The 21977-nt window shown below is 65.1% G+C and carries 21 protein-coding genes; 9 read left to right on the forward strand and 12 right to left on the reverse strand.

The window, feature by feature from the left end:
• Positions 1–52 precede the first annotated feature (52 nt).
• Positions 53–964, reverse strand: coding sequence for a fumarylacetoacetate hydrolase family protein (locus ACM1PE_RS26705; RefSeq protein WP_251878726.1), 912 nt, complete (start codon positions 962–964; stop codon positions 53–55).
• An 88-nt stretch (positions 965–1052) separates the two neighbouring features.
• Positions 1053–2177 (reverse strand): cupin domain-containing protein, encoded by a 1125-nt coding sequence (locus tag ACM1PE_RS26710; protein WP_059377411.1) that lies wholly within the window; start codon positions 2175–2177, stop codon positions 1053–1055.
• Positions 2178–2375: 198 nt separating this feature from the next.
• Here ACM1PE_RS26710 and ACM1PE_RS26715 point away from each other — a divergent pair, with 198 nt between their 5' ends.
• A complete protein-coding gene (locus ACM1PE_RS26715) occupies positions 2376–2621 on the forward strand; it encodes a hypothetical protein (RefSeq protein ID WP_054455066.1) in 246 nt (81 codons plus the stop codon).
• 180 nt (positions 2622–2801) lie between these two features.
• The gene (locus ACM1PE_RS26720; protein ID WP_419341510.1) at positions 2802–3794 is read left to right on the forward strand and encodes a Bug family tripartite tricarboxylate transporter substrate binding protein; all 993 of its coding nucleotides are present in this window, start codon (positions 2802–2804) and stop codon (positions 3792–3794) included.
• Between the two features lie 34 nt (positions 3795–3828).
• Here the strand turns inward: ACM1PE_RS26720 and ACM1PE_RS26725 are convergent, their stop codons facing one another.
• Both ACM1PE_RS26725 and ACM1PE_RS26730 read right to left on the reverse strand, forming a co-directional pair.
• Positions 3829–4749, reverse strand: a complete 921-nt coding sequence (locus ACM1PE_RS26725) for a LysR family transcriptional regulator (protein WP_306635049.1) — start codon at positions 4747–4749, stop codon at positions 3829–3831.
• A gap of 699 nt (positions 4750–5448) precedes the next feature.
• Complete coding sequence (locus ACM1PE_RS26730) at positions 5449–6348, reverse strand: MBL fold metallo-hydrolase (protein WP_059377402.1); 900 nt, start codon at positions 6346–6348, stop codon at positions 5449–5451.
• Between the two features lie 232 nt (positions 6349–6580).
• On the opposite strand from ACM1PE_RS26730, the gene ACM1PE_RS26735 reads away from it, so the two are divergent.
• The 3 genes from ACM1PE_RS26735 (at position 6581) to ACM1PE_RS26745 (ending at position 9159) form a co-directional block, all read left to right on the forward strand.
• Positions 6581–7459 (forward strand): RNA polymerase sigma-70 factor, encoded by an 879-nt coding sequence (locus tag ACM1PE_RS26735; RefSeq protein ID WP_118933447.1) that lies wholly within the window; start codon positions 6581–6583, stop codon positions 7457–7459.
• A gap of 118 nt (positions 7460–7577) precedes the next feature.
• Entirely contained in the window at positions 7578–8012 is a 435-nt protein-coding gene (locus ACM1PE_RS26740) for a cupin domain-containing protein (protein WP_059377400.1), read from the forward strand.
• Positions 8013–8154: 142 nt separating this feature from the next.
• Positions 8155–9159 carry a LysR family transcriptional regulator gene (locus ACM1PE_RS26745; protein ID WP_118933445.1) on the forward strand — a complete coding sequence of 335 codons (1005 nt, stop codon included), beginning with the start codon at positions 8155–8157 and terminating at the stop codon, positions 9157–9159.
• A 3-nt stretch (positions 9160–9162) separates the two neighbouring features.
• On the opposite strand, the gene ACM1PE_RS26750 is transcribed toward ACM1PE_RS26745, so the two are convergent.
• The 6 genes from ACM1PE_RS26750 to ACM1PE_RS26775 all read right to left on the reverse strand — a co-directional run bounded on the left by ACM1PE_RS26750 (position 9163) and on the right by ACM1PE_RS26775 (position 14871).
• On the reverse strand, positions 9163–9657 hold the full coding sequence (locus tag ACM1PE_RS26750) for an Ohr family peroxiredoxin (RefSeq protein ID WP_059377396.1): 495 nt from the start codon (positions 9655–9657) through the stop codon (positions 9163–9165).
• A gap of 20 nt (positions 9658–9677) precedes the next feature.
• Positions 9678–10433 (reverse strand): SDR family oxidoreductase, encoded by a 756-nt coding sequence (locus ACM1PE_RS26755; protein ID WP_059377393.1) that lies wholly within the window; start codon positions 10431–10433, stop codon positions 9678–9680.
• A gap of 9 nt (positions 10434–10442) precedes the next feature.
• Positions 10443–10922, reverse strand: coding sequence for a carboxymuconolactone decarboxylase family protein (locus ACM1PE_RS26760; RefSeq protein WP_059377655.1), 480 nt, complete (start codon positions 10920–10922; stop codon positions 10443–10445).
• Between the two features lie 135 nt (positions 10923–11057).
• Positions 11058–13583, reverse strand: a complete 2526-nt coding sequence (gene ligD, locus ACM1PE_RS26765; protein ID WP_419341512.1) for a DNA ligase D — start codon at positions 13581–13583, stop codon at positions 11058–11060.
• Positions 13584–13585: 2 nt separating this feature from the next.
• Positions 13586–14509: a Ku protein gene (locus ACM1PE_RS26770; RefSeq protein WP_059377389.1), complete on the reverse strand. Its 924-nt coding sequence runs from the start codon at positions 14507–14509 to the stop codon at positions 13586–13588.
• Between the two features lie 182 nt (positions 14510–14691).
• On the reverse strand, positions 14692–14871 hold the full coding sequence (locus ACM1PE_RS26775) for a hypothetical protein (protein WP_059377386.1): 180 nt from the start codon (positions 14869–14871) through the stop codon (positions 14692–14694).
• Between the two features lie 424 nt (positions 14872–15295).
• Between ACM1PE_RS26775 and ACM1PE_RS26780 the strand changes: the two genes are divergently transcribed.
• The 3 genes from ACM1PE_RS26780 to ACM1PE_RS26790 all read left to right on the forward strand — a co-directional run bounded on the left by ACM1PE_RS26780 (position 15296) and on the right by ACM1PE_RS26790 (position 19035).
• Positions 15296–15472 carry a hypothetical protein gene (locus tag ACM1PE_RS26780; RefSeq protein WP_165867897.1) on the forward strand — a complete coding sequence of 59 codons (177 nt, stop codon included), beginning with the start codon at positions 15296–15298 and terminating at the stop codon, positions 15470–15472.
• A gap of 105 nt (positions 15473–15577) precedes the next feature.
• The gene (locus tag ACM1PE_RS26785) at positions 15578–16861 is read left to right on the forward strand and encodes an HlyD family secretion protein (protein WP_419341513.1); all 1284 of its coding nucleotides are present in this window, start codon (positions 15578–15580) and stop codon (positions 16859–16861) included.
• Positions 16858–19035 (forward strand): peptidase domain-containing ABC transporter, encoded by a 2178-nt coding sequence (locus tag ACM1PE_RS26790; RefSeq protein WP_419341514.1) that lies wholly within the window; start codon positions 16858–16860, stop codon positions 19033–19035. The genes ACM1PE_RS26785 and ACM1PE_RS26790 overlap by 4 nt, the downstream gene beginning before the upstream one ends.
• Here ACM1PE_RS26790 and ACM1PE_RS26795 read toward each other — a convergent pair.
• Both ACM1PE_RS26795 and ACM1PE_RS26800 read right to left on the reverse strand, forming a co-directional pair.
• Positions 18974–19600, reverse strand: a complete 627-nt coding sequence (locus ACM1PE_RS26795; RefSeq protein ID WP_059377378.1) for a response regulator transcription factor — start codon at positions 19598–19600, stop codon at positions 18974–18976. The two genes, ACM1PE_RS26790 and ACM1PE_RS26795, sit on opposite strands and share 62 nt — an antisense overlap.
• Positions 19597–21426: a hybrid sensor histidine kinase/response regulator gene (locus tag ACM1PE_RS26800; protein ID WP_059377375.1), complete on the reverse strand. Its 1830-nt coding sequence runs from the start codon at positions 21424–21426 to the stop codon at positions 19597–19599. The genes ACM1PE_RS26795 and ACM1PE_RS26800 overlap by 4 nt, the downstream gene beginning before the upstream one ends.
• 208 nt (positions 21427–21634) lie before the next feature.
• Between ACM1PE_RS26800 and fdx the strand changes: the two genes are divergently transcribed.
• The gene (gene fdx / locus ACM1PE_RS26805) at positions 21635–21973 is read left to right on the forward strand and encodes an ISC system 2Fe-2S type ferredoxin (protein ID WP_059377373.1); all 339 of its coding nucleotides are present in this window, start codon (positions 21635–21637) and stop codon (positions 21971–21973) included.
• Positions 21974–21977 lie beyond the last annotated feature (4 nt).

The raw sequence follows: 21977 nt of genomic DNA on the forward strand, positions 1-21977 counted from the left end.
TTTTCCCCTTGGAGACTGCGTTGCCCGCCGCCCGCGTCGGCGGCCGGGCGTTTTAGACCGCCACCACCGGATGGCGCAGCGTGCCGATGCCTTCCACGCAGGCCACCACCACGTCGCCCGGCCACAACCATTCCTGGGGCTTGCGTCCCGCGCCCACGCCTTCCGGCGTACCGGTGGCGATGATGTCGCCCGGTTCCAGCGTGATGCCCGCGCTGATGTCCGAGATCAGGAACGGCACCTTGAACAGCATGTGGCGCGTGTTGGAGCCCTGCTTCTTTTCGCCGTTGACCGTGAGCCACAGGTCCAGCACCTGCGGATCCGGGATCTCATCGGCGGTCACGATGCACGGGCCGAAGGGCGCGTAGGTGTCCATGCCCTTGGAATAGATCCACTGGCCGGCGCGGCGGCAATCGCGCGCGCTCATGTCCAGCATCACGCTGTAGCCGAACACGTACGACAGCGCATCGGCCTCGGCCACGCGCGAAGCGCGGCGGCCCATGATCACGGCCAGCTCCACTTCCCAATCCAGCTGCTGCGTGATCTTGGCGTTGTGCTCGATGGCGTCGCCCGGGCCGATGACCGTGGTGGGCGGCTTGGAGAAGATCACCGGCTGCTTGGGCAGGTCGGCCGAGGTATCCAGCGTGCGGCTGGATTCCTCCACGTGCTCCACGTAGTTCAGGCCGATGCCGAAGATGTTCTTGCGCGGACGCGGAATCGGCGCCAGCAGCTTGACGTTCTCCTGCGGCAGCGCGCTGCCCACGGGCCAGTTGCCGCGATAGGCCTCCATCAGCTTGCTGGCCTGCGCCACCGCCACGGGACCGAGGTCGATGAAAGCCAGCATGTCGTCAGGCAGGTCCACGCCGCCGGCGCGCCCCAGCAGGGCCAGGTCGATCACATAGCCTTCGGCCAGCGCGCCCAGGCGGGCAGCGGCGGTGGGGTGAGCGCGAAAAGTTACCAGGCGCATAAGAACTCCATTGATTCAGGACGAGTTGAGTCAAGCGCGCGGGCCAAGCCCGCGCGGCGGATGAAAATTCGGGAGGGAACGGGCGGCGCTAGATCAGCACTTGATGGCCGTCGTTTTCCTTGACCGCTTCTTCGCGGTAAAGCGCCAGCGCGCGCATCACGGGCAGGTCGTTGAAGCTGAACAGGCAGGCGTCGTCGTTCGATGAAAGATTGACGTGTTCATGGATGGCCCACGAGGGCACGCAGAAGATGTCGCGCTCGGTCCAGTCATAGCGCTTGCCGTCGATGATGGAATAGCCGCTGCCCTTGGCCACCTGGTAGATGAAGCTGCCGGTATGGCGGTGGGCCTTGGTGTGCTCGCCGGGCCGCAGCAGCTGCATGCTGGCGCCGATGGTGGGCATGACCGGGCCGCCCGTGGCCGGGTTGACGTATTCGAGCAGGATGCCGTCGTAGGGGCTGCCCGCAGTGGTGCGCGCATAGCGGCGCAGCGCCTCGTAGGTGGGCTCCCATTCGTACTTGAAGAGCGGCGAATAGGGCTTGGTCCAACCGGACACCTGGGGCCGTAGCGCCGGATTGGCCCAGGCTGCGCTGGTGTCGTCGACCGGATAGGTCACGGTCTGGTTCAAGTCGGGATGCACGGCATAGAAGCCGGCTTCCATGGCGTTGACCAGCGGGATGTCCAGGCCGTCCTGCCAGATGCAGGTGGTGCCGTCTTCGGCCACGCCATGCTCGTGCCAAGTGCCGTTGGGCGTCAGCACGAAATCGTTCGCGCCCAGCGTCATCTTGTGGCCGTCGACCACCGTGAAGGCGCCCCGCCCTTCCATGATGAAGCGCAGCGCCGAATGCGAATGCTTGTGGGCGGAAGCCAGTTCGCCCGGCTTCATGACCTGCAGGCCCGAATACAGCCAGCCCACGGCGGCGGCCACGTCGCGCCGGCCCGGGTTGTTCAGGTAGATCACGCGCCGGCCCGCCTCTTCGGGCGAAACCAGCTCGGACGAACGCAGCACGTGGCCGCGCAGGTCCTGGTAGCGCCACACCACCGGCACCGAGGCAGACCGCGGCGCCCACGGTTCGATCTTGTTCGCCACCGTCCACAGGGCGCCCGTCTCCAGGCGGGCCAGTTCCTGGTAGTAGGCGATCAGCTCGGGCGAGTCGGCCACATTGGCGCGGCCTATGGTGTCCTCGCGGTACGCGTCATAGCGGTTCGCTTCCATCCCTTGCCTCTTTTTATAAAAGTTCGAATATTTTCGAAAATAATAGAGGCCAGCTGAAAATCGGGCAACGAGTGCGCGCTAGGGGTTTTCCCAGGCCGCCTGAAAATTGTTGGCGCGCCGCCAAACAATACTGTACAAAAACACAGTACAACGTGATACATTTCGCTCGCCCAAAAAACTGTCGTCCAGGAGAACCCTGTGTCAGAAGCTGCCCATCTCGTCCAGTACATCGTCGTTCCCTACCGCGCCGCCGCCGATGGCGTCGCGCCCGGTGAAATCCGCGCCGCCAGCAGCGAGTTCGGCGCCATACGCATCGCCAACTCCATGGCCTCCAAGTTCGCCGGCGTCGCCGCCTACGAAGTACTGGTGGACAAGGAAACCGGCGACATGGAATCGCCGCGCATCCTCGCCCAGATCGGGACCGTACCGGCACTGGACGATTGAACGCGAGGCCGCCGTGCGGCGTCGACCCCGGCCCGGCGGCAACGACTGATCGCCGCTGGGCCGTGTCATGAATTTTCTTTGATTGGAATGAATATTTTCTAGCTTCACTAGGGCAAGGATGTCCGACAGGATGCGGGGTTACGTGCAAATCGCCTACCCACCTTGCCACCAAGAAGCCGCATGATCCGCCAACTCCCCTTGCTCCGCGCCACCACGGCCGGACTCCTGTCCCTGGCTTGCGCCCTGACGCATGCGGCGCATTCGCCGGAGTCCTCCGACTGGCCGACCAGACCCGTGACGCTGGTCGTGCCTTTTCCCCCAGGTGGCGGCAATGACGCAGTAGCGCGCCAGATCGCAGGCCCCGCAGGCCAGGCGCTGGGCCAGCTTCTGGTCGTCGAAAACCGGCCGGGCGCGGGCGGCACCATAGGCTCTGCGACCGTCGCCCGGGCACACCCCGATGGCTACACGCTGCTGCTCTGCTCGACCAGCAGTCTGGTCGTGGCAACAGCGCTCTATCCCAGCTTGCCGTACCGCGTCGAGGATCTGGCTCCGGTCGTCCATATTGCCGATACGCCGACGGTCTGGGTGGCCGATCCGGGCGTATCCGCTACCAATCTCCAGGAATTCATCGCGGCCGCCAAGCAGGCGCCCGGCAAATACGGCTACGCCTCGGGCGGCACGAACACCATGCCTCATCTTGCAGGCCGGACGATCAGCGCGCGCAATGGCCTGAACATGCTGCACGTGCCGTACCGCGGATCCACGCCCGCCTATGCGGATCTCGCCACGGGACGCGTGAACCTGATGATGGACAGCATCATTTCAGCGCTGCCCTTCATCGAGTCCGGCCGCGTCAAGGGACTGGGCGTCAGCGCCGATCAACGCCTGCCGCAGATGCCGTCCGTACCGACCTTGGCCGAACAGGGCCTGGACGACTTGGGCTTCGTGGGCTGGGTAGGTATTTGCGCGCCGCGCGACACGCCGCATGAGATCACCGCCAAGGTCGCTCGCAGCGTGCAGCAAGCATTGGCCCAGCCCTCGTTGCGGGAAACGTTTGCGAGGCAGATTGCGAAACCGGTAGGTAACGGCCCCGACGCGTTTGCGCAGAAGATACAGCGCGATACCGAGGCGTGGCGGCAGATCATCGCGGCGTCTCAAACGGGCCAGGATTGAGGCACAGGCAGCGCACGCCGAAGCCCGGCTGCGCTCAGGCGGCTAGCGTCGGCCCGTTCGCCATGCCATCCGAGACCAGCCTGGCGACCTCGCAAATGCAATCGACCATGGCTGCGCGCAGCGGAATCGAGGGCTGGTCGACATAAGCGGCAAAGTAGGTCTGCTTAGGAAATGGCATGGAAAATGGCAGCCGCACAAGCTTGCCCGAATCGAGCTCCCCGCGGATGAGCTCGATCGGCAAGACCGCGTATCCCGCGCCCGCAACGGCCAACCGCAGCATGACCGACAGCGATCTCAACACGATCAGCTTGAAGCCTTGCATCTGAGGAGACGAAAAATAGCTGGCGATGGCAGAGTACAACAGCGAATCCACCGGATAGGACAACAGAGGCAGCCGCTTCAAGTGGCTCACCGACGGCTCGACATCGCCGCGCATCAGGCTTGGGCTGCAGACCCAGACGTAGTCCAGCTCGAGCAACTGCCGGTTTACCACCATCGGCTCTTCGATGCTGCCCAGCAACAGCCCGATGTCGAGCGTGCCCTCACGCAATTGCTGCCGTATGTCCGTGCTGGTCAAAGACTGCAGGTGCACGGTGACATTCGGCCATTGTCTGCAGAGGGCGGCGGCCATGGGCTCGAGTATCGCTTCCGCAACGGTCCCGCTCATGCCGATGCTGATCTGGGTAAGCCTTACGTCCGTGGTCGCGAACCGGCTGGTGAAGGCTCTCGCATGTGCCAGCAGTTCTTCCGCAGGGCCAAGCATTTCTGCGCCTATCGGCGTCAAGCTCAGTTGCTTGCCCTTCTCCCGCACAAAGACCCTTACGCCCAGTTCTTCCTCGAAGGCCGCAATGCGGGCGGAAATAGCCGCCTGGGACGCGTGGAGTTCTTCCGCGGCCAAAGTCATTTTCTTGAGCCTGGCGGCTCGGACAAACGTTTCCAGAAACCGGAGATTCATGCGTGGATATCCTAAGCCTGAGATACACCCCTGTCCCACCGGCCAGCGGCGGAACAGTCCCGGTCAGTATCGGGATGGGTTATCAGAATCCGAAGGGGCTGGGCTCCCCTGCTGCGACGCACCAATACACTCGCCGGATTGGCGAACGACGGCCGACTTTGGAAGAAAAACAAGGACCGTTAACCCGTTTTTCTCATGGCCCGCAGACGTTGGTATACGCCGACGGGCCTAAATGCAAAGCGGGAGACGACGCTCCCGCTCATAATCCCAAGCGATTGATTTTAACTAAATTTCCGGACTTTAAACACGAAATACCCCTATCAAAACTTCGTGTTTTTTCTCGTATCCCGCCCTTGTGAGACTGCGTCAATCGGCATGCAACCATGAAACTCGACGGCTGCAGCATTCCGCATGTTTCACTGCAACAAATTTCGCCGTCATCGGCATCCTGATCCCGGATTCATGTCTCGCTTTATCAAGCATTTATGGATTTATGCGGACACCTCGTCCGGACAAATCAACGCAAGAGTCGCTGTCCAAATTTCCAATAATCAGCAATAAACAATCATTGCCTGAATTCGAAATTCGTCACGCGCAGAGTTAATCAAACGTATCCAAACCGGCCCCGGCCGTTGACCGGCCGCGGGCCAATGCGCGTCGCCGACGCCCAGCCTTTGCAGAATGGGCGTCTCAGCGCACTCAAAAATCCCAGATGACCGGCACCCAGCGGAACGCGTCGCCGTCAACCGCGACTCGCCCGAGGGACGGAAACGGCAAGTGGGCGGCGACCAGCAACCCACGGTTCTGCGCCAACTCCTGGAACAGACCGAGACGGACGCGGGCCGATTCCTCGGGGTCGTGCTCGAAGCCGTTGTGCCATTCGGGATGGTCGAATGCCACCGGGAACATGGCGTCGCCAGCGAAGGTCAGCCGTTCGCCGCCCGAGACCAGATCGACCACGCTGTGTCCGGGCGTATGGCCGCCTGTCATGCGCACGATGACGCCCGGCGCCACCTCATGCCGGTCTTCGAAGAGCCGCAGACGGTCGCGGTATTCGTTGTAGAAGCTGGTGGCGGTCGACTTCAGCACCGCAGGCACCGGCTTGGGCATGACGGTGTGCGAGAAATCCGGCGAAGTCCAGAACGCCACCTCGGTCGCGGACACGTGGATGCGCACATCCGCACGCAAGCGTTCCTTGACGCCGGGTACGAGCAGCCCACCCACGTGGTCCATGTGCATGTGCGTGATGATCACGTCGGTCACGGATTCCAGCGCGATGCCGGCGGACTCGAGCCGCTGGGGAAACAGCCCGGCGCGCGGAAAGCCCGCGAACTGCCCGCCCAGTCCCGCATCAATGAGTATGGTCTGATCGCCGCTGCGCGCCACCATCACGTTCAACGGCCAGTCGAACGCGTCGGGCGGCATGAACATGTGTTCCAGCCAGGCCGCGAGATCGGCGGGATCGGCATTGGTGGCCATCGTCGAGGTCGGCAGCGGCAGCACGCCGTCGCTGACGACCAGCGCGTCGATGTCGCCGATCTGCAGCGCGTAGCGCGACGGAACCAGGTCGATGGATTCGGTGTTTTCAATGGCAAACATGGCGGTATCTCCAGGAAGGTGCGCCACCAAGGTGGCGGCGCGGAGGCTTCTGCGCGTGGCGAAGTTGGGAGGATCGTAGGTCTGGCGCTTCAGGCGCGGTAGGCGTGTGCGGGGAAGCATGCTGTTGTGCGATCCGCACCAATTCGCGGCGGTTCCTTACTCTTGTTCTGCCCGCGCCGCTACGGCAAAATGCCCTGCCTCCCATCCTTCCCTCCAAGCGTTGGCCCATTCCATGACCGGCTCCGTGACTTTGTTCGACCGCCATCGCCCGCGCCTCCACGCGATCGCCTATCGCATGCTGGGTTCGGTGGCCGAGGCGGAAGACGTGGTGCAGGATGCGTGGCTGCGCTGGCATGGCGCCGACCGTGCCACGCTGGAGAACCCCGAAGCCTGGCTCGTCACCGTCACCACCCGTCTGGCGATCGACCGCCTGCGCGCCGCCCGTGCCGAACGGGAAAACTATGTGGGCGTCTGGCTGCCGGAACCAATGCTGATGGCCGCGCCCTCCACGCCCGAACAGATCCATGAACTCGCCGACGATGTGTCAGTGGCGTTTCTGTTCATGCTGGAGCGCCTGTCGCCGGACGCCCGCGCGGCCTTCCTGATGCGCGAGGTGTTCGACGCCGATTACGAGGACATCGCGCAGACCCTGGACAAGACCCAGGCCGCGGTCCGCCAGCTGGTGCGGCGCGCCAAGCAGCAATTGCGCCAAGGCACCCCGCGCGAGGCCGTGCCGCGCGCGACGCTGCATCGGCTGCTGCTGACCTTTGCCGACGCGATGGACCGCAGCGACTTCCACGGCCTGCATGCGCTGCTGAGCGACGACGCCGAACTCATCGGCGACGGCGGCGGCAAGGCCACCGCCTTTGCCAGCCTGGTGGGCGGCAAGCGGCTGGCGCAGCTGTTCTACGCCGGCAAGCGCCGCTACCGCGAGGCGCTGCGCACCGAAGTGGTCCAGGTGAACGGACAATGGACGCTGCTGCGCTTTATCGATGGCGAGCTTGAATCCGTGCAGTCCTACGAGACGGACGGCAAGCGCCTGACCCGGATTCTGGTGCAGCGCAATCCGGACAAGCTGGCCCGCATCGCGGCCGCGCTGGCGCAACGCTGAGGCCGCCCGCGCCGGCGTTGGTGCATGAGGGGCAACATGGTGATCCCTTGCACGGACCTACCGCCGCGCCGCCCGCGCTTCTACGATGGACCTGTCACCCATCCACTCAGGACAGGCCATGCCGAAACTCACCAAACTCGCGTTGTCTTTCATCGCCGCCGGCACGCTGCTGGGCCAGCCCGCCCATGCCGCATCGCACCACGCGGCGTCCGCCGGCAAGCCGGCGGATCCCATCGTCACCGAAGTAATGAGCAAAGACCTGCCGGACATCCCCGGCCGCGATGCCGTGATGCTCGTCGTCGACTATCCGCCCGGGGCGGCCGACCCCCTGCACCGCCATGACGCCTCGGCCTTCGTCTATGTACTGGAGGGCAGCATCGTCATGCAGGTCAAAGGCGGCAAGGAAGTGACGCTGACCCCGGGCCAGACCTTCTACGAAGGGCCGGACGACATACACACCGTGGGCCGCAATGCCAGCCAGACCCAGCCGGCCAAGTTCGTGGTCGTGCTGATCAAGAAAAAGGGCGCTCCCGCCCTGATCCCCGTTCAATAGGGGACACGCACTTATGCCATCCTGGCCAGCCCCGGGCGCCGCTCGCCCGAGGTTGGCCTATTTTTTTTCCGCGGCAGCGTCACAAAACCGGCCTGCCCCACGTCTTAGGGGGTAGGATCAACCAACTTGCGGCGCTGCCACCATGCCTACCCCTCTCCCCGCCTCCCCGGTTACCTCTCCCGCGAACGGCCCGGACTCCCTGGCCGACAGCTTCGCCACCAGCTATGCCGGCGTCATGGCCTTCCTGGCCGTCGCGGCCGAGGGCAACTTCGCCAAGGCCGGCGACCGGCTGGGCATAGGCCGTTCGGCAGTCAGCCGCAGCGTGCAGAAGCTCGAAGACCAGCTGGGCGTGCGGCTCTTCGTGCGCACCACGCGCAGCACCTCGCTTACCGCCGAGGGGCAGCGCTTTTACGAACAATGCCATCCCGGCGTGGAACGGATCATCCAGGCCCTGGACAATATGCGCGACCTGCGCGAGGGTCCGCCTTCCGGCCTGGTGCGCGTCTGTTCCACCGTGGGGTTTGGCCGCAAGATCGTGGCGCCCCTGCTGAAGGCGTTCCGCCAAGCGCATCCGAATATCTCGGTGGAGCTGCTGCTGGATGACGGCCCGACCGACTTCACCACGGACCGCGTCGACGTGTCGTTTCGCAACGGCCGCATGGAAGACAGCCAGGTGATCGCCAAGAAAGTGATTCCCATGCAGATGATGCTGTGCGCCTCGCCGGACTATGCCGCCAGGCATGGACTGCCGCTCAGCGTCGACGAGCTATCCAGCCATAGCTGCGTGAATTTCCTGCTGGCGTCGGGCCGCGTATTCGAATGGGAGTTCAAGGTCGGCGGCCATCTGCGCAAGTTCGCGCCGCCCGCCATGCTGACCTTCAACGATGCCGATCTGGTCTTGCAGGCGGTGCTGGACGGCCATGGCATCGCGCAGATGGCGGCCTATCAGGTCTGCGAGCATCTGCGCGCAGGCACGCTGGTCGCCTGCATGCCGCAGTACTCGCCCGACGACCGCGGACACTACTTATGCTTTCTGAGCCGCCAGCACCTGCCGGCGCGCATGCGTGTCTTCATCGACTTCATGACCGAAGGCATCCGCGCGCAGGATCTGCTGATCATCGACAGCCTGCTGTCGAAACAGGCCTGAGCGCTATTGGGTCAGGGCCACCACGCTCTGGATCCCGCCCTGGGCCATCTTGGCGTACGGACACAGGCGTTCCGTATTGCGCACCAGTTCTTCGGCGACCGGCGCAGGCACGCCTGGAAGGTGGATGTTGACGTCCGCCGTCAGCGCGAAAAAGCCGTCGACGGGGTCCCGGCCGAACGAGATGGTGGCCGTCACGGCAGCGTCCGGGATGGCCAGACCGGCACGTTCGGCCAGCATGCCGAGCGCGCCATGGAAGCACGCCGCAAAGCCGGCGGCGAATAGCTGTTCGGGGTTGGTGCCCCCGCCCGTGCCGCCCAGCTCCACCGGCAGGCGCAGTTCCACCACCAACTCGCCGTCGTCCGAAATGGCCATGCCGGAGGCCCGTCCATCCGCAGCCTCCCCGCCGCGCACCGTCACGCTGGTGGTGTACAGGGCATGGAAATCCTTCCCCCGGTACTTGTCCAGGAGACGCTGGGAAGGAGGCCGCGGTTTGCTCATGAAGGTCCTTGTGCCCGCCGCTACTTTCTTGCGCCCGAACGGCTGAACCAGGTTTCGAAGCCGATCTTGCCCAGCCGTGGGCCGGCTCCCGGAACCAGCGTGTCGTCGTGGAGCTGCGCGCCGAAGTAGCGCGCGCCGGCGTCCGCCCGCACGGTGCGCGCGTCGCCGATCTTGGCCATGTAGCGCTGCGCCAGCTCGGCCAGTCGCACCCGCTCGGGGCCGGCGATTTCCACGATGCCGTTCACTGGCGGCGCCAGCGTGGCATCGGCCATGGCCAGGGCCACGTCGTCCGACGCTATGGGCTGGACGTAGGCCGGCGACAGCCGCACCTCCGTCCCTTCGGTACCCGACTGCACGATACCGCCCAGGAATTCGAAGAACTGGGTGCTGTGCACGATGGTGTACGGGATGCCGGCAGCCACGATCAGCGCCTCCTGCGCGATCTTGCCGCGGAAGTAGCCGCTTTCGGCCAGGCGCTGCGTGCCGACCACCGACAACGCGACGTGGTGGCGCACGCCGGCGCGGGCCTCCGCCGCCAGCAGGTTGCGCCCCGAGGTCTGGAAGAATTCCAGCACGGCGCGGTCTTCGAACGACGGCGAGTTGGCGACGTCGACCACCGTGTCGACGCCGGCGAGCGCGGCATCCAGGCCCTCGCCGGTCAGCGTGTTGACGCCGGTAGCGGGGGACGCGGCAATTGCCTCATGACCGCGCTCAAGCAGCAGTTTGACCAGTTTGGAGCCGATCAGGCCCGTGCCGCCGATAACCAGGATTTTCATGATGGTTCCTCAGTTGAACTTGGCTTTATCCAGGCCATAAGCCTTGTCGGCCGAACCCGGCACGGTGCGGAAACCCACGTTCAGGCGGTTCCAGCCATTGATCGCCATGATCGCGAAGCTAAGGTCCGAGATTTCCTTTTCGGACAACTGCGTGCGGACGCGTTCATAGATCTCGTCGGGCACGCCCTGCGCGCCCAGCGTGGTCAGCGCTTCGGTCCAGGCCAGGCAGGCGCGCTCGCGCGGCGAGAATTCGCCGGATTCGCGCCAGATCGCCACGTGGTGCAGGCGCAGCTCGCCCTCGCCGTGGATCTTGGCATCCTTCACATGCATGTCCAGGCAGAAGCCGCAGCCGTTGATCTGCGAGGCGCGGATTTCGACCAAGCGCAGGATCGGCTGCTCGATCGCGCCGGACTTCAGCAGCATGCCGAATTCGACGAATTTCTTGAACAGTTCGGGCGATTGCGCAAAGGCATTCAGGCGTTGACTCATGGTGACTTCCTCGATGGGTTGAACGACGCCCAAATCGTAGGTCTGCCCGCAGAGCGGCAGTAGATCCGCGGAGGGGACCATGATGTTGCCGCGACGGCAACAATCGTCAACGCGCGCTGACGGCCATGCCGGGCATCAGGATCGCGGCTCGACCCCGAGCTGCTTCATGGCCCGGCCGATGGCCTGGGGCGCGTAATCGTCCCAAGGCTCGTTGCCCGCATCCAGGCGGGTGTGGATGTTGGCGATGGTCCATTGCGCCGACCCTTTCAGCCCCGCCAGTTCGTCCCAGCGGACGGGTACGGACACGCCCAGGCCGGGCCGGGCGCGGGCCGACCAGGCCGCCACCGTCGTGGCGCCGAAGCCGTTGCGCAGGTAATCGGCGAAAATCTTGCCCACACGGTTCTTGGGACCGCTCTTGGCGACGAACAGCTTCGGCAGTGTTTGCGCCAGATGGCGCACCATGGCTTCGGAAAAGTCCTTCACGGCGTCCCAGCCGTATTGCTTGCGGATCGGCACGACCACATGCAGGCCCTTGCCGCCGCTGGTCTTCAGCCAGCCGCGCAGGCCTAACTCCTGCAGCAGCACGCGCACCAGTTCCGCGCCCTGCTGCACCGCAGGCCAATCCACCCCTGCTCCTGGGTCCAGGTCGAACACCATCCGGTCCGGCTTGCCGATCGCGGTCTTGAGCGCATTCCACGTATGGAACTCCACGACGTTCAGCTGGGCGGCGGCGAGTATCGCCGCTACGTTCGATATTTCCATGAGCGGCGGATGCCCCGGGTACAGGCGTTCAGGCAGCGCAAGCACCCCCGGGATGGAAGACTCCGAATGCCGCTGGAAGAAATGCTCGCCCTCGATCCCCGCGGGCGCCCTGACGAATGAAACCGGGCGGCCGCGCAGGTGCGGCATCATCAGCGGCGCCACCAGCGCGTAGTAGCGCGCCAGGTCGAGCTTGGTCGCGCCTGAAGAGGGATCGATGACGCGATCGGGATTGGACAGCTTCATCCCCTTCGCAGACGTTTCAGCGCCCGCTTTTATGGCTTTGGCGGGGCGGTTGCGGGTGGATATCTTTTCAGCCGGCATGGCAACCTCGCGCGTGATCTTCTTGGGTGGTTTGTCAGTCCGCAGCCCGCGGAAGGTCGAATGGCGTACATGGCCGTCGCCAGTCCATTCTCCGAACGAAATCTCACCTACCAGCGTAGGCTGGACCCAGTGGACCTGCTTGAGGGCGCGCGGCTTGCCTTGGGTCAACGCGCTGGCTTTTTGTTCGATGCCGGCCAGCTTACGATGCAGGTCCTGCAGCGTCTTGTCGTCGAACCCTGTGCCCACGTTGCCGGCGTAGCGCAGCCCGCCATCCGGCTCATGCACCGCCAGCAGCAGCGCGCCGAAGCCCTTGCGGCTGCCCTTGGGCTCGGTGTAACCCACGATGACGAACTCCTGGCGTCTGGTGCACTTGATTTTGATCCAGTCGTCCGTGCGGCGCGACACGTAGGGCGCGGACAGCCGCTTGCCGATGATGCCCTCCAGGCCCAGCTTGCAGGCCGAAGCGACCAGGTCTGCCGCCGGCTTGTCGAAGGCCTCGCTGAACTTCACGTGCTTGTCCTGGCTCGTGGCGATGATCCGCCGCAGCAGATCCCGCCGCAGCCTGAGCGGCTCGTCGCGCAGATCGCGCCCCGTGACGTAAGGCAGGTCAAAGGCATAGAAGACGATGTCCGCCGTACTGGCGGCATCGAAGGCGTTCTGCAAGGCCTGAAAGCTGGGTACGCCTTCGCGCGTCAGCACCACGATCTCGCCGTCGATCCAGGCATTGGCGATCTGCAGCGCCGCCAGTTCCTGGGCCAGGCGCGGCATCCTGGCCGTCCAGTCGTGGCCGTTGCGCGTGTACAGCTTCACGCTGCCGTCGTCCAGCCTGGCCAGGATCCGGTAGCCGTCGAACTTCATTTCGTAGGACCAGTCATCCGCGCCCCGCGGCACGCCCTCGACCAGGGTGGCCAGCTGAGGTTTGAGCGATGCGGGCAGGGCGGCGGCCTTGCCCGGTAACGCTGCCACGGCTGCTGCCGCCTTCGCGGCGCGGATTGGCGGTTCGCTGCGCGCAGTCGCCGCCTTCTTCTTGCGCAACGGCACCACGCTGTCCGGTAGCTCGTCCACCACGCTGAAATCCCGCTCAGGCCGCGCGTACTCGTCGCTTTCCTTGATCAGCAGCCAGGGCGGCTGGCGCTCGCCCTCTTTGCCCTTCATGCGGATCAGCGCCCAGCGCCCGCGCATCTTCACGCCTTCGAGCGTGAACTTCAGATGGCCAGCCTTGTATGCCTTCCGGGGATCGCCGATCGGAGTCCAGCGCCCCTCGTCCCAGATGATCACCTTGCCGGCGCCATACTGTCCCTCGGGGATGGTGCCTTCGAACTGGTTGTATGCGATGGGATGGTCTTCGACCTGCACCGCCATGCGTTTGATGGAAGGATCGAACGACGGCCCCTTCGGCACTGCCCAGCTTTTCATCGCGCCGTCCAGTTCCAGGCGGAAGTCATAGTGCAGGTGGCTGGCCCAGTGTTTTTGAATCACGAATGCCAGGCCTTCACCGCCAGAATCGCCGCCGTCCGCAGGTTCGGGCGTGACGGCGAAATTGCGCTTCTCGCGATATTTCTTCAGGCTGTCTGCCATCGCTAGGCCGCCTTTTTCGCCTGCCTGGCGCTCTTGGCCGCCTTCTTCGCGGGCGCCTTCTTCACGGCGGCGCTGCGCGGCGCGGCTTTCTTCGCGGGCCTGGCATCGGCTTTGGCACGCCCCTTGGACGCCCCGCCGCGCAGGCTGCGCTGCAGCAGCTCGGTCAGATCGATCACGTTATCCGCATACGCCGGCGCTTCCTCCTGCGGCTCGACCACGGTTTCCGTCTTGCCCGCCTTTACCTTCTTTTCCACCAGCCCCATGATGGCCGCCTTGAATTCGTCCTGGTAATCGGCCGGGTTCCACTGCGCCGACATCTCGTCCACGAGCATCTTGGCCATCTTCAATTCGGCCGCGCTGGGCGACATGCTCTTGGCACCGGCCTTGGGCAGATCCAGGTCCTCCACGGACTTCACGTCGTCGCCCCAGCGCATCAGGTTCAGGACCAGCGCGTCTCCCATCGGAATCAAGGCCGCCAGATGCTGCTTGGTCTGGATCACGACCTTGGCAATGCCGATCTTGCCGCTTTTCACCAGCGTGTCGCGCAGCAGCGCGTAGACCTTTTGCCCCTTGTTGATCGGAGCAACGTAATAGGGACGTTCCAGATACACGAACGAGACTTCGGACGCCTCCACGAATTGCTGGATTTCGATGGTCTGGGTGGTGCGCGGATAGGCTGCCGCGATTTCATCGGGCGAGATGATGACGTACTGGCCGTCCTCGTACTCGACCCCTTTGACGATGTCCTTGGATTCGATCTCCTTGCCCGTGCGCTTGTTGATGCGCTTGTAGCCGACCGGGTCCATCGACCGGCGGTCCAGCCAGTCGAAATCCACGCCCGATTCCGTCGTGGCGGTATGCAGGCCCACGGGGATGTGGACCAGGCCGAAGGTGATCGCGCCTTTCCAGATGGTTCGCGTGGCCATGAGCATTCTCCCAGAAGATGGGCGCGCGGCCTCGCCTGCGGGCCCAAACATGCCGCCAGGGCTGTGCGGAGTAGGCTGAGCAGCAAATTCCGTGCCTGGGGCTTCGGCTTCGACCGTCCCGTTGTCTCTGGATTATGGCCTCATGGCGGCATGGCTGGGAACCATGCCGCCTGATCCCGCGTTCAACGATAGAAGCTCGCCTTGGTCACGGACGTGGCATTCACGCGCCCGCCTTGCGGCCCGGGAACCCCCGGTTTCTTGCCATTTGCGCCGCCGCTGACCGCCTGGATTTCCTCGGCGCTCAAGGGGCGGATCTGATCCCCGGCAGTCTGCTGCCGGTTCGTTTGCTCCGTTTTCTTCATGTCCTGCTCCTGCTGTGCTGACGAAAGAAGCCGCGCCAGCGTCGGCCAAGCCTCAGCGGACGGACCGCGCTGGCCTCCTGGCCCGAAGGACCGGAACACCGACGCGCCGGCCGTCGAACGGCCCGACGCGGACAGTAGCAGTGGAGCCGCAGCGCCGAATCGGTCTTTGGTCGTAGGCACGCAGGCGATCCGTCTCCCATCCCGGCCGGCGCGAAACCGTTCCGGTCAGATCGCCGGATTTCCGTCCCTACGACTAAAGACCGATGCGCCTGCACTGGTGCGCTGCTACTGTCCGCCCCGAGCATGCCAGTGTTTGGGAGCTTGGCTTCCCGTTTGCAGCGCATCGCGACGGGCGCCTCGTTTCGGACGATGCTCGGCCGACGCTGGCGCGGCTTCCTTCGTCAGCACGCAGCAGGAGATAGAGATGGAAAAAACTGAACAACCCGATCCGCAGCGCGACGCGGAACAACAGATCAGACCCTTGAGCGCCGAAGAAACCCAGGCGGTCAGCGGCGGCTGGGGACCGAACCGTAACACCATCACCTTTGCCCCCCAGAAAGGCAGCTTCCCCGCCGGCAAGACGGTTTACATGCCGAAGTAGTCAGTCGGAATCCCGGCCGCATCGGACGGATGCCCCGGCTGACATCCGATTTCATGGCGCGGCGGCGCGTTCGCCGCGGTTTTTTTCCACCATGCCGGCCGGCTTTTGCTCACCACGCTTTCCTGGGCTGCCTCCAACGCCGTGACGCTCTATCGCAAACAGGCGCTTGCCGCACAACGCTCCGTCGGGCTGGGCGATATCGTCCTGATCCGGCCGGTGTCGTTCGCACTGGTCACCGCCGTGCTGGCGGGTTTCGTGCTGGCCGTCTGTCTCTTTCTTGCCTTTGGCTCGTACACCAAACGCGCGACCGTGAGCGGCCAGCTGGCGCCGGACACCGGGCTCATCAAGCTTTACGTGCCGCAGGCCGGCATCGTGCTTGAACGCCGGGTCCAGGAAGGCCAGCATGTCGCCGCTGGCGAGGTGCTCTACGTAGTGTCGGGCGATCAGCAAAGCGCCCTGGGCGAAACCCAGGAGGCGATCAGCGGCCAGATCCGGCAGCGCGAAGAAAGCCTGCGGCTGGCGCGCCAGAAGACGCTATTGCTGCAGCAGGGCGAACACGACAACCAGGCCACGGCAATCGCCAGCCTGAAGGCCCAGCTGGCCGCCATGGACGGCCAGATCGAGGGGCAGCGCGCCCGCATCAAATTGGCCGAAGACAGCGCGCGCCGCTATCACGGCCTGATGGAAAAAGGCTATCTGTCCGCCGAGGAAGCCGACCAGAAGCGCGCCGAACTGCTGGAACAGCGCAATCAGCTGCAGGCGCTGCTGCGCGACCGCATCGGGCTGGCCATGGACCTGTCCAACCGCCAGGCCGCGCTGGCGGACCTGTCGTTGCGGCAACAGAACCAGCTGGCGCAGCTGGACCGGGACATGGCCGACATTGCCGTGGACCTCAGCCGCAGCGAAGCCAGGCGCCGCGTCGTCATCTCCGCCCCCCAGGCGGGCGTCGCGACCGCCGTCACCGCCGCGGCGGGCCAGGCCGTGGACGCCAAGCGGCCGCTGGCCACCATCGTCCCCGACGGCGCCCGCCTGCAGGCCGAACTGCTGGCGCCCAGCCGCGCCGTCGGCTTCGTCGCGCCCGGCGACCAGGTGCTCATGCGTTTCGCGGCCTACCCGTATCAGACCTTCGGACAGCAGTCCGGCGTGGTCCAGACCGTGACGCGCACGGCCTTGCCCGAATGGCAATTGAATGAAGCCGCCGCGAATGGCGATGTGCAGGAGGATCTGTACCGGATCACGGTGTCGCTGGATACCCCTGCGCGCGGCCCCCACGGAGAGGCGCTGGCGCTGCGGCCCGGCATGCGGCTGGAAGCGGACATCCTGCAGCAGACGCGCCGCCTGTACCAATGGGCGTTCGATCCCGCCCAGCGGCTGTCGGGGAAACTATGAACATGCTCGAACGCCTGACGCTGGGAGTCAAACGGCGCGTGCCCAGACTGCTGCAGACCGAGGCCGCCGAATGCGGCCTGGCCTGCGTGGGCATGATCGCGGGCTATCACGGCCATGAGCAAAGCCTGGCCACCCTGCGCGGCCGCTTTCCCGTATCGCTCAAGGGCGCGACGCTGGCCACCCTGATCCACGTCGCCAGCCAGCTGGGATTGGCGTCGCGGCCGGTCAAGGTCAGCCTGGGCGCCTTGGGCAAGCTGAAGCTGCCCTGCATCCTGCATTGGGAGTTCAATCACTTCGTGGTGCTGACGGCCATCAACGGCCGCTCGGCCACGCTGATCGATCCCGCCAGCGGCACGCGCAAATGCTCCATCGGCGAACTGTCCGCATCGTTCACGGGAGTCGCGCTGGAACTCTGGCCCACGCCCGACTTCCAGGAGGCCCGGGATCACAAGCGCGTGCGGCTGCGCGAGCTGACCGGCAGGGTTTCCGGCCTGGGCGGCGCGTTCTCGCAGGTGCTGCTGCTGGCGCTGGCGCTGGAAATCCTCACCGTGGTCCAGCCGTTCTTCCTGCAATGGGTGGTGGACCATGTGCTGAACACCGGGGATCGGGATCTGCTGACCACGCTGGCGCTGGCCTTCGGGTTGCTGATGATCATGAAGCAGCTGACTTCGGTGGCGCGCAGCTGGATGCTGATGGTCATGGGCACCACGCTGAACCTGCAATGGCGCACCAACGTCTTCACGCATCTGCTGCGCCTGCCGGTGGCTTACTTCGAGAAGCGGCACCTGGGCGACGTGGTGTCGCGCTTCGGCGCCATCGACGCCATACAGCGCACCGTGACGACGTCCTTCCTGGAGGCGTTGCTGGACGGCCTGGTCATGCTGATCACGCTGGTGCTGATGTTCCTGTACAGCCCGCCCCTGGCATGGATCGCGGTGGGCGCCATGGCCTTGTACGGACTGGCCCGCTGGTCCGGCTATGCGCCGCTGCATTACGCCACCGAAGAGCACATCGTGCACGCCGCCAAGGAGCAATCGCATTTCCTGGAAACCGTGCGGGGCGTCAAGGCGATCAAACTGTTCCAGCATCAGGACGACCGGCGCTCCCGCTGGCTGTCGCTGTTGGTCAACGAGATCAACGCCGACCTGCGCGTGCAGAAATGGACGTTGTTCTTCCGCACGTTCAACGGCTTGCTGTTCGGCCTGTCCTCCATCGCGATACTGTGGCTGGGCGCAAGACTGGTGCTGGACGGCCAGTTCACCGTGGGCGCCCTGCTCGCCTTCATCGTCTACAAGACCTTGTTCGACCAGCGCGTGGCGGCGCTGCTGGACAAGCTGGTGGAGGTGAAGATGCTGCGGTTGCAGGGCGAACGCCTGGCCGACATCGTGCGCGAAACACCCGAGCCGGTCGACGAAAGGTTGCCAGTGCAGGATGAGCACCCGCGCTCGCCCGTCATCGAAGTCCGCAATCTGCGCTTCCGGTACGGGCCGCAGGAACCGTATGTGCTGGACGACATCAGCTTCAGGATCGAGCCTGGCGAGTCGGTCGCGATCACCGGGCCTTCCGGCGGCGGCAAGACCACTTTGATCAACATCCTGCTGGGCGTCCTGACGCCGACCGACGGTGAAGTGCTGATAGACGGCGTGCCGGCGCGAGGCGCGGGCGCGGCCGCCCTGCGCCGCATCGCGGGCACGGTATTGCAGGACGACGTCCTCTTCGCCGGATCCATTGGCGAGAACATCAGCTTCTTCGATCCGCAATACGACCCTGACCGCGCCAGCCGCTGCGCCGCAATCGCCGCGATCCACGACGACATCAGCGCCATGCCCATGGGCTACAACACGCTGGTGGGAGACATGGGCACGGTGCTGTCGGGCGGCCAGAAGCAGCGGGTGCTGCTGGCGCGGGCGCTGTACAAGCAGCCCGCCATCCTGTTCCTGGACGAGGCCACCAGCCACCTGGACCTTGAACGCGAACGGATCGTCAACACGGCCATCGCCAGGCTCGACATGACGCGGGTGATCGTGGCGCACCGGCCCGACACGATCGCGGCGGCCGGACGCGAGATCTCGCTCGTGGCCGGCAAGGTCGCCAGCGACAGCGGACAGCCGCCTAGACAGGCTTCCCGAACACGCCGCCGCGCCGCGCCACTAGCGTCGCCTGCGTACGATTGAGCACGCCCAGCGTGCCCAGGATGGCCGACACGTGCGTCTTGACGGTCTTCTCGGTCATGTTCAGCCGTTCCGAGATTTCCTTGTTGCGCAGCCCGTCGCACATCAGGCACAGCACCTCGACCTGGCGCGGCGTCAGCGCGCGCAGCAAGGCCGCTTCGTCCTGGTCACCTGCGGACAACGCGCTGCGCTGCGGTGGCGCCGCCTCGCTGACCGCTTCCAGCGCGGCGGCCAACTCCTGGCAGCTGGCGGACTTGTTCAGGAAGCCCTGCGCGCCAGCGTCCAGCGCCCGGCGCATGTCATCGGGATCTTGCGAGGCCGACAGCACCAGAATGCGCAGCTGCGATCGGCGCTGACGCAAGCGTTTGAGCAGGTCGGCCCCGGCCATGTCGGGCAGATAGAAATCCATGATGACGTGCTGGATCGCGGTATGCCGGTCCAACACCTCCAGCGCTTCCTGGCCGCTGGCCGCGGGATGGATCGTCAAGCCGGGCACGCCCTGGCCCAGCGCCATCACCAGCGCTTCGCGGAACATGGCGTGGTCGTCAACCAATAACACTGCCGTCATTCGGCATCTCCGGTAAGGGACGCAGCCGCTCTGGCATGCAGCAGGCCCGTCACGTGCTCGCGCAGGGCCTGGACTTGCACGGGCTTGTGCAAGAGCGGCACGCCGCGCTCGGCGGCTTCCGTCAGGCGCGCCGGATCGGTGTCGCCGCTGACCAGCAAGGCAGGCAGATCGGGATCGTTGTATTCCTCGCGCAGCCTTTCGATCACGTGGATGCCGGTCTCGTGTTCGCGCAGCCGGTAATCGGTGACGATCAGGGCAGGCGTCTCGGCCAGCGGCAGCACGCGCTCGAACAGTGCATTGCCGCTGGTCGCGGCGATGACGCGGCAGCCCCAGCTTTCGAACAGCATGGACAGGCCCGCCAGGTTCTGCGCGTCGTCGTCCACCAGCAACGCCAGCTTGCCGCGCAGGCTGTCTTCGCTTGCAGGCGCCCGGGGCAGTCCTACATTGGCATCCGTGATCGAAAGGCCTGCCGCGGCCGGATCCGACAGCGGCGCCGTGACCGTGAAAACCGTGCTGCGGCCTTCTTCCGAGCGCAGCGCCAGTTCGTGGGCCAGCAGCCTGGCGGTGCGGCGCACGATGGCCAGGCCCAACCCCAGGCCCTTGCTGCGGTCGCGCTCGGGATTGGCCAGTTGATGGAACTCCCAGAAGACGCGCTCCTGCTCGGCCTTCGGGATCCCCGGGCCGTTGTCCCAGACCTCGATGCGCAATCGGCTTCCGCGCCTGCGGCAGCCCACCAGGACGCGGCCGCCGTCGGAGTGCACGATGGCATTGCTGATCAGGTTGCGCAGCATGCGCTCCAGCAGCACGGGATCCGAACGCACGCTGGCCGCGCACGCGCGCACCCGCAGCCGTATCCCCTTCTCTCCCGCCTGCGGCGCGTACTCGGCCTTCAGCTGGTCCAGCAGCGGCTGCATCCTGAACGTCTCGAAGCGAGGCTCGATGACGCCGGCGTCCAGCCGCGACAGGTTCAGCAAGGCGTCGAACAGATGGCCCATCGCCGACAGCGCGCTGGTGATGTTATCGACCAGATAGCGTCCGTGCCGGGACAAGGGCTCGTTGGCCAGCAGGCCCAGGAACAGGTTCACCGCGTGCACGGGCTGGCGCAGGTCGTGGCTGGCCGCCGCCAGAAAGCGGGACTTCTCCAGGTCGCTGCGTTCGGCGGCTATCTTCTCCTGGCGCACCTGTTCCAGCAGCGCCAGGTTCTCATAACCCAGCCGCAAGGCGTCCAGGTGGGTGCGGTTCATGCGATGGATGAAGGCCAGGGTCGCGATCAGATATGCGAGACCGCCCGTCACCAGCGCCAGATGGATGGCGGAAGGCTGCGCCGCCAGCGCGATGAACATCGGTGCGAAGGCCGGCACCTCGAACGCGTACATCACCGGCAGCATCATGTAGTTCGAATAGATGGCGCCGGTGCCCAGTCCGAACAGGATGACGATGAAGAACAGCTGGTACTCCAGCGGGACGAAAAAGGTCCAATAGGCGAACGGTAAGCCCCACAGAATGCCCGAACACAGGTTGCCGGCCAGCATCCGGCGCACCCAGCGCTGCGCCGCCGACGGATCGGTGTGATGGCGGTCGTAGGCCACCACTGCGGCCCAGCGCAGCGCGCCCACCATCAGCGTGGCGCCCAGCCATAGCAGGATCTCGTGCTGGGGCAGCACGCCGACCAAGGCGAATGCGGAAAAACAGGCGCTGATCAGCGACCCGGCCAGGGCGAACGGAAAGCTTCGGCGCAATGCGTCGACCTGCACCTGATGGATGCGGGCGGCATAGGACGAACTTGGCGGCGCGGAAGCGGAAGTCTGACCGATGGCGGGCTGCAATGGCGTGGGATGTTACGTGCGAGGGACCTGCCGCTTGTGCAGGCACGGATCGAAACGTGTGCGGATTTTAGACCGATCGTGTGGATTTCCACAGGGTTCTCGCGCATTTCTGGCGGCCTTGACATTCCAACGTTGGTAAGCCCCAGGCTTCTCTCACGCCACTACGCCTTCCTTTGAACAGGGAGACGTCCTTGAACAGGAATCAGATATGCCCAAGATCACCGTACTCCCACACGCAGAACTGGCGCCCGAAGGCGCCGAGCTGGAGGTGCAGGCCGGCGCCACGATCTGCGAGGCCTTGCTGGCCAACGGCATTGCAATAGAACATGCATGCGACATGAGTGCCGCCTGCACCACCTGCCATTGCATCGTGCGCAAGGGTTTCGAATCCTTGAACGAAGCGAATGAGTCCGAAGAGGATCTGCTCGACCGCGCCTGGGGATTGGAAGCGCAGTCCCGCCTGAGCTGTCAGGCGATCGTCGCGGAGGAAGACCTTACCGTCGCCATTCCCAAGTACACGATCAACCATGCCAAGGAGGAGCACTAGGAAC

The organism is Achromobacter sp. PD1, assembly GCF_048541815.1.
GTDB classification, from domain to species: Bacteria; Pseudomonadota; Gammaproteobacteria; order Burkholderiales; family Burkholderiaceae_B; genus Achromobacter; species Achromobacter bronchisepticus_A.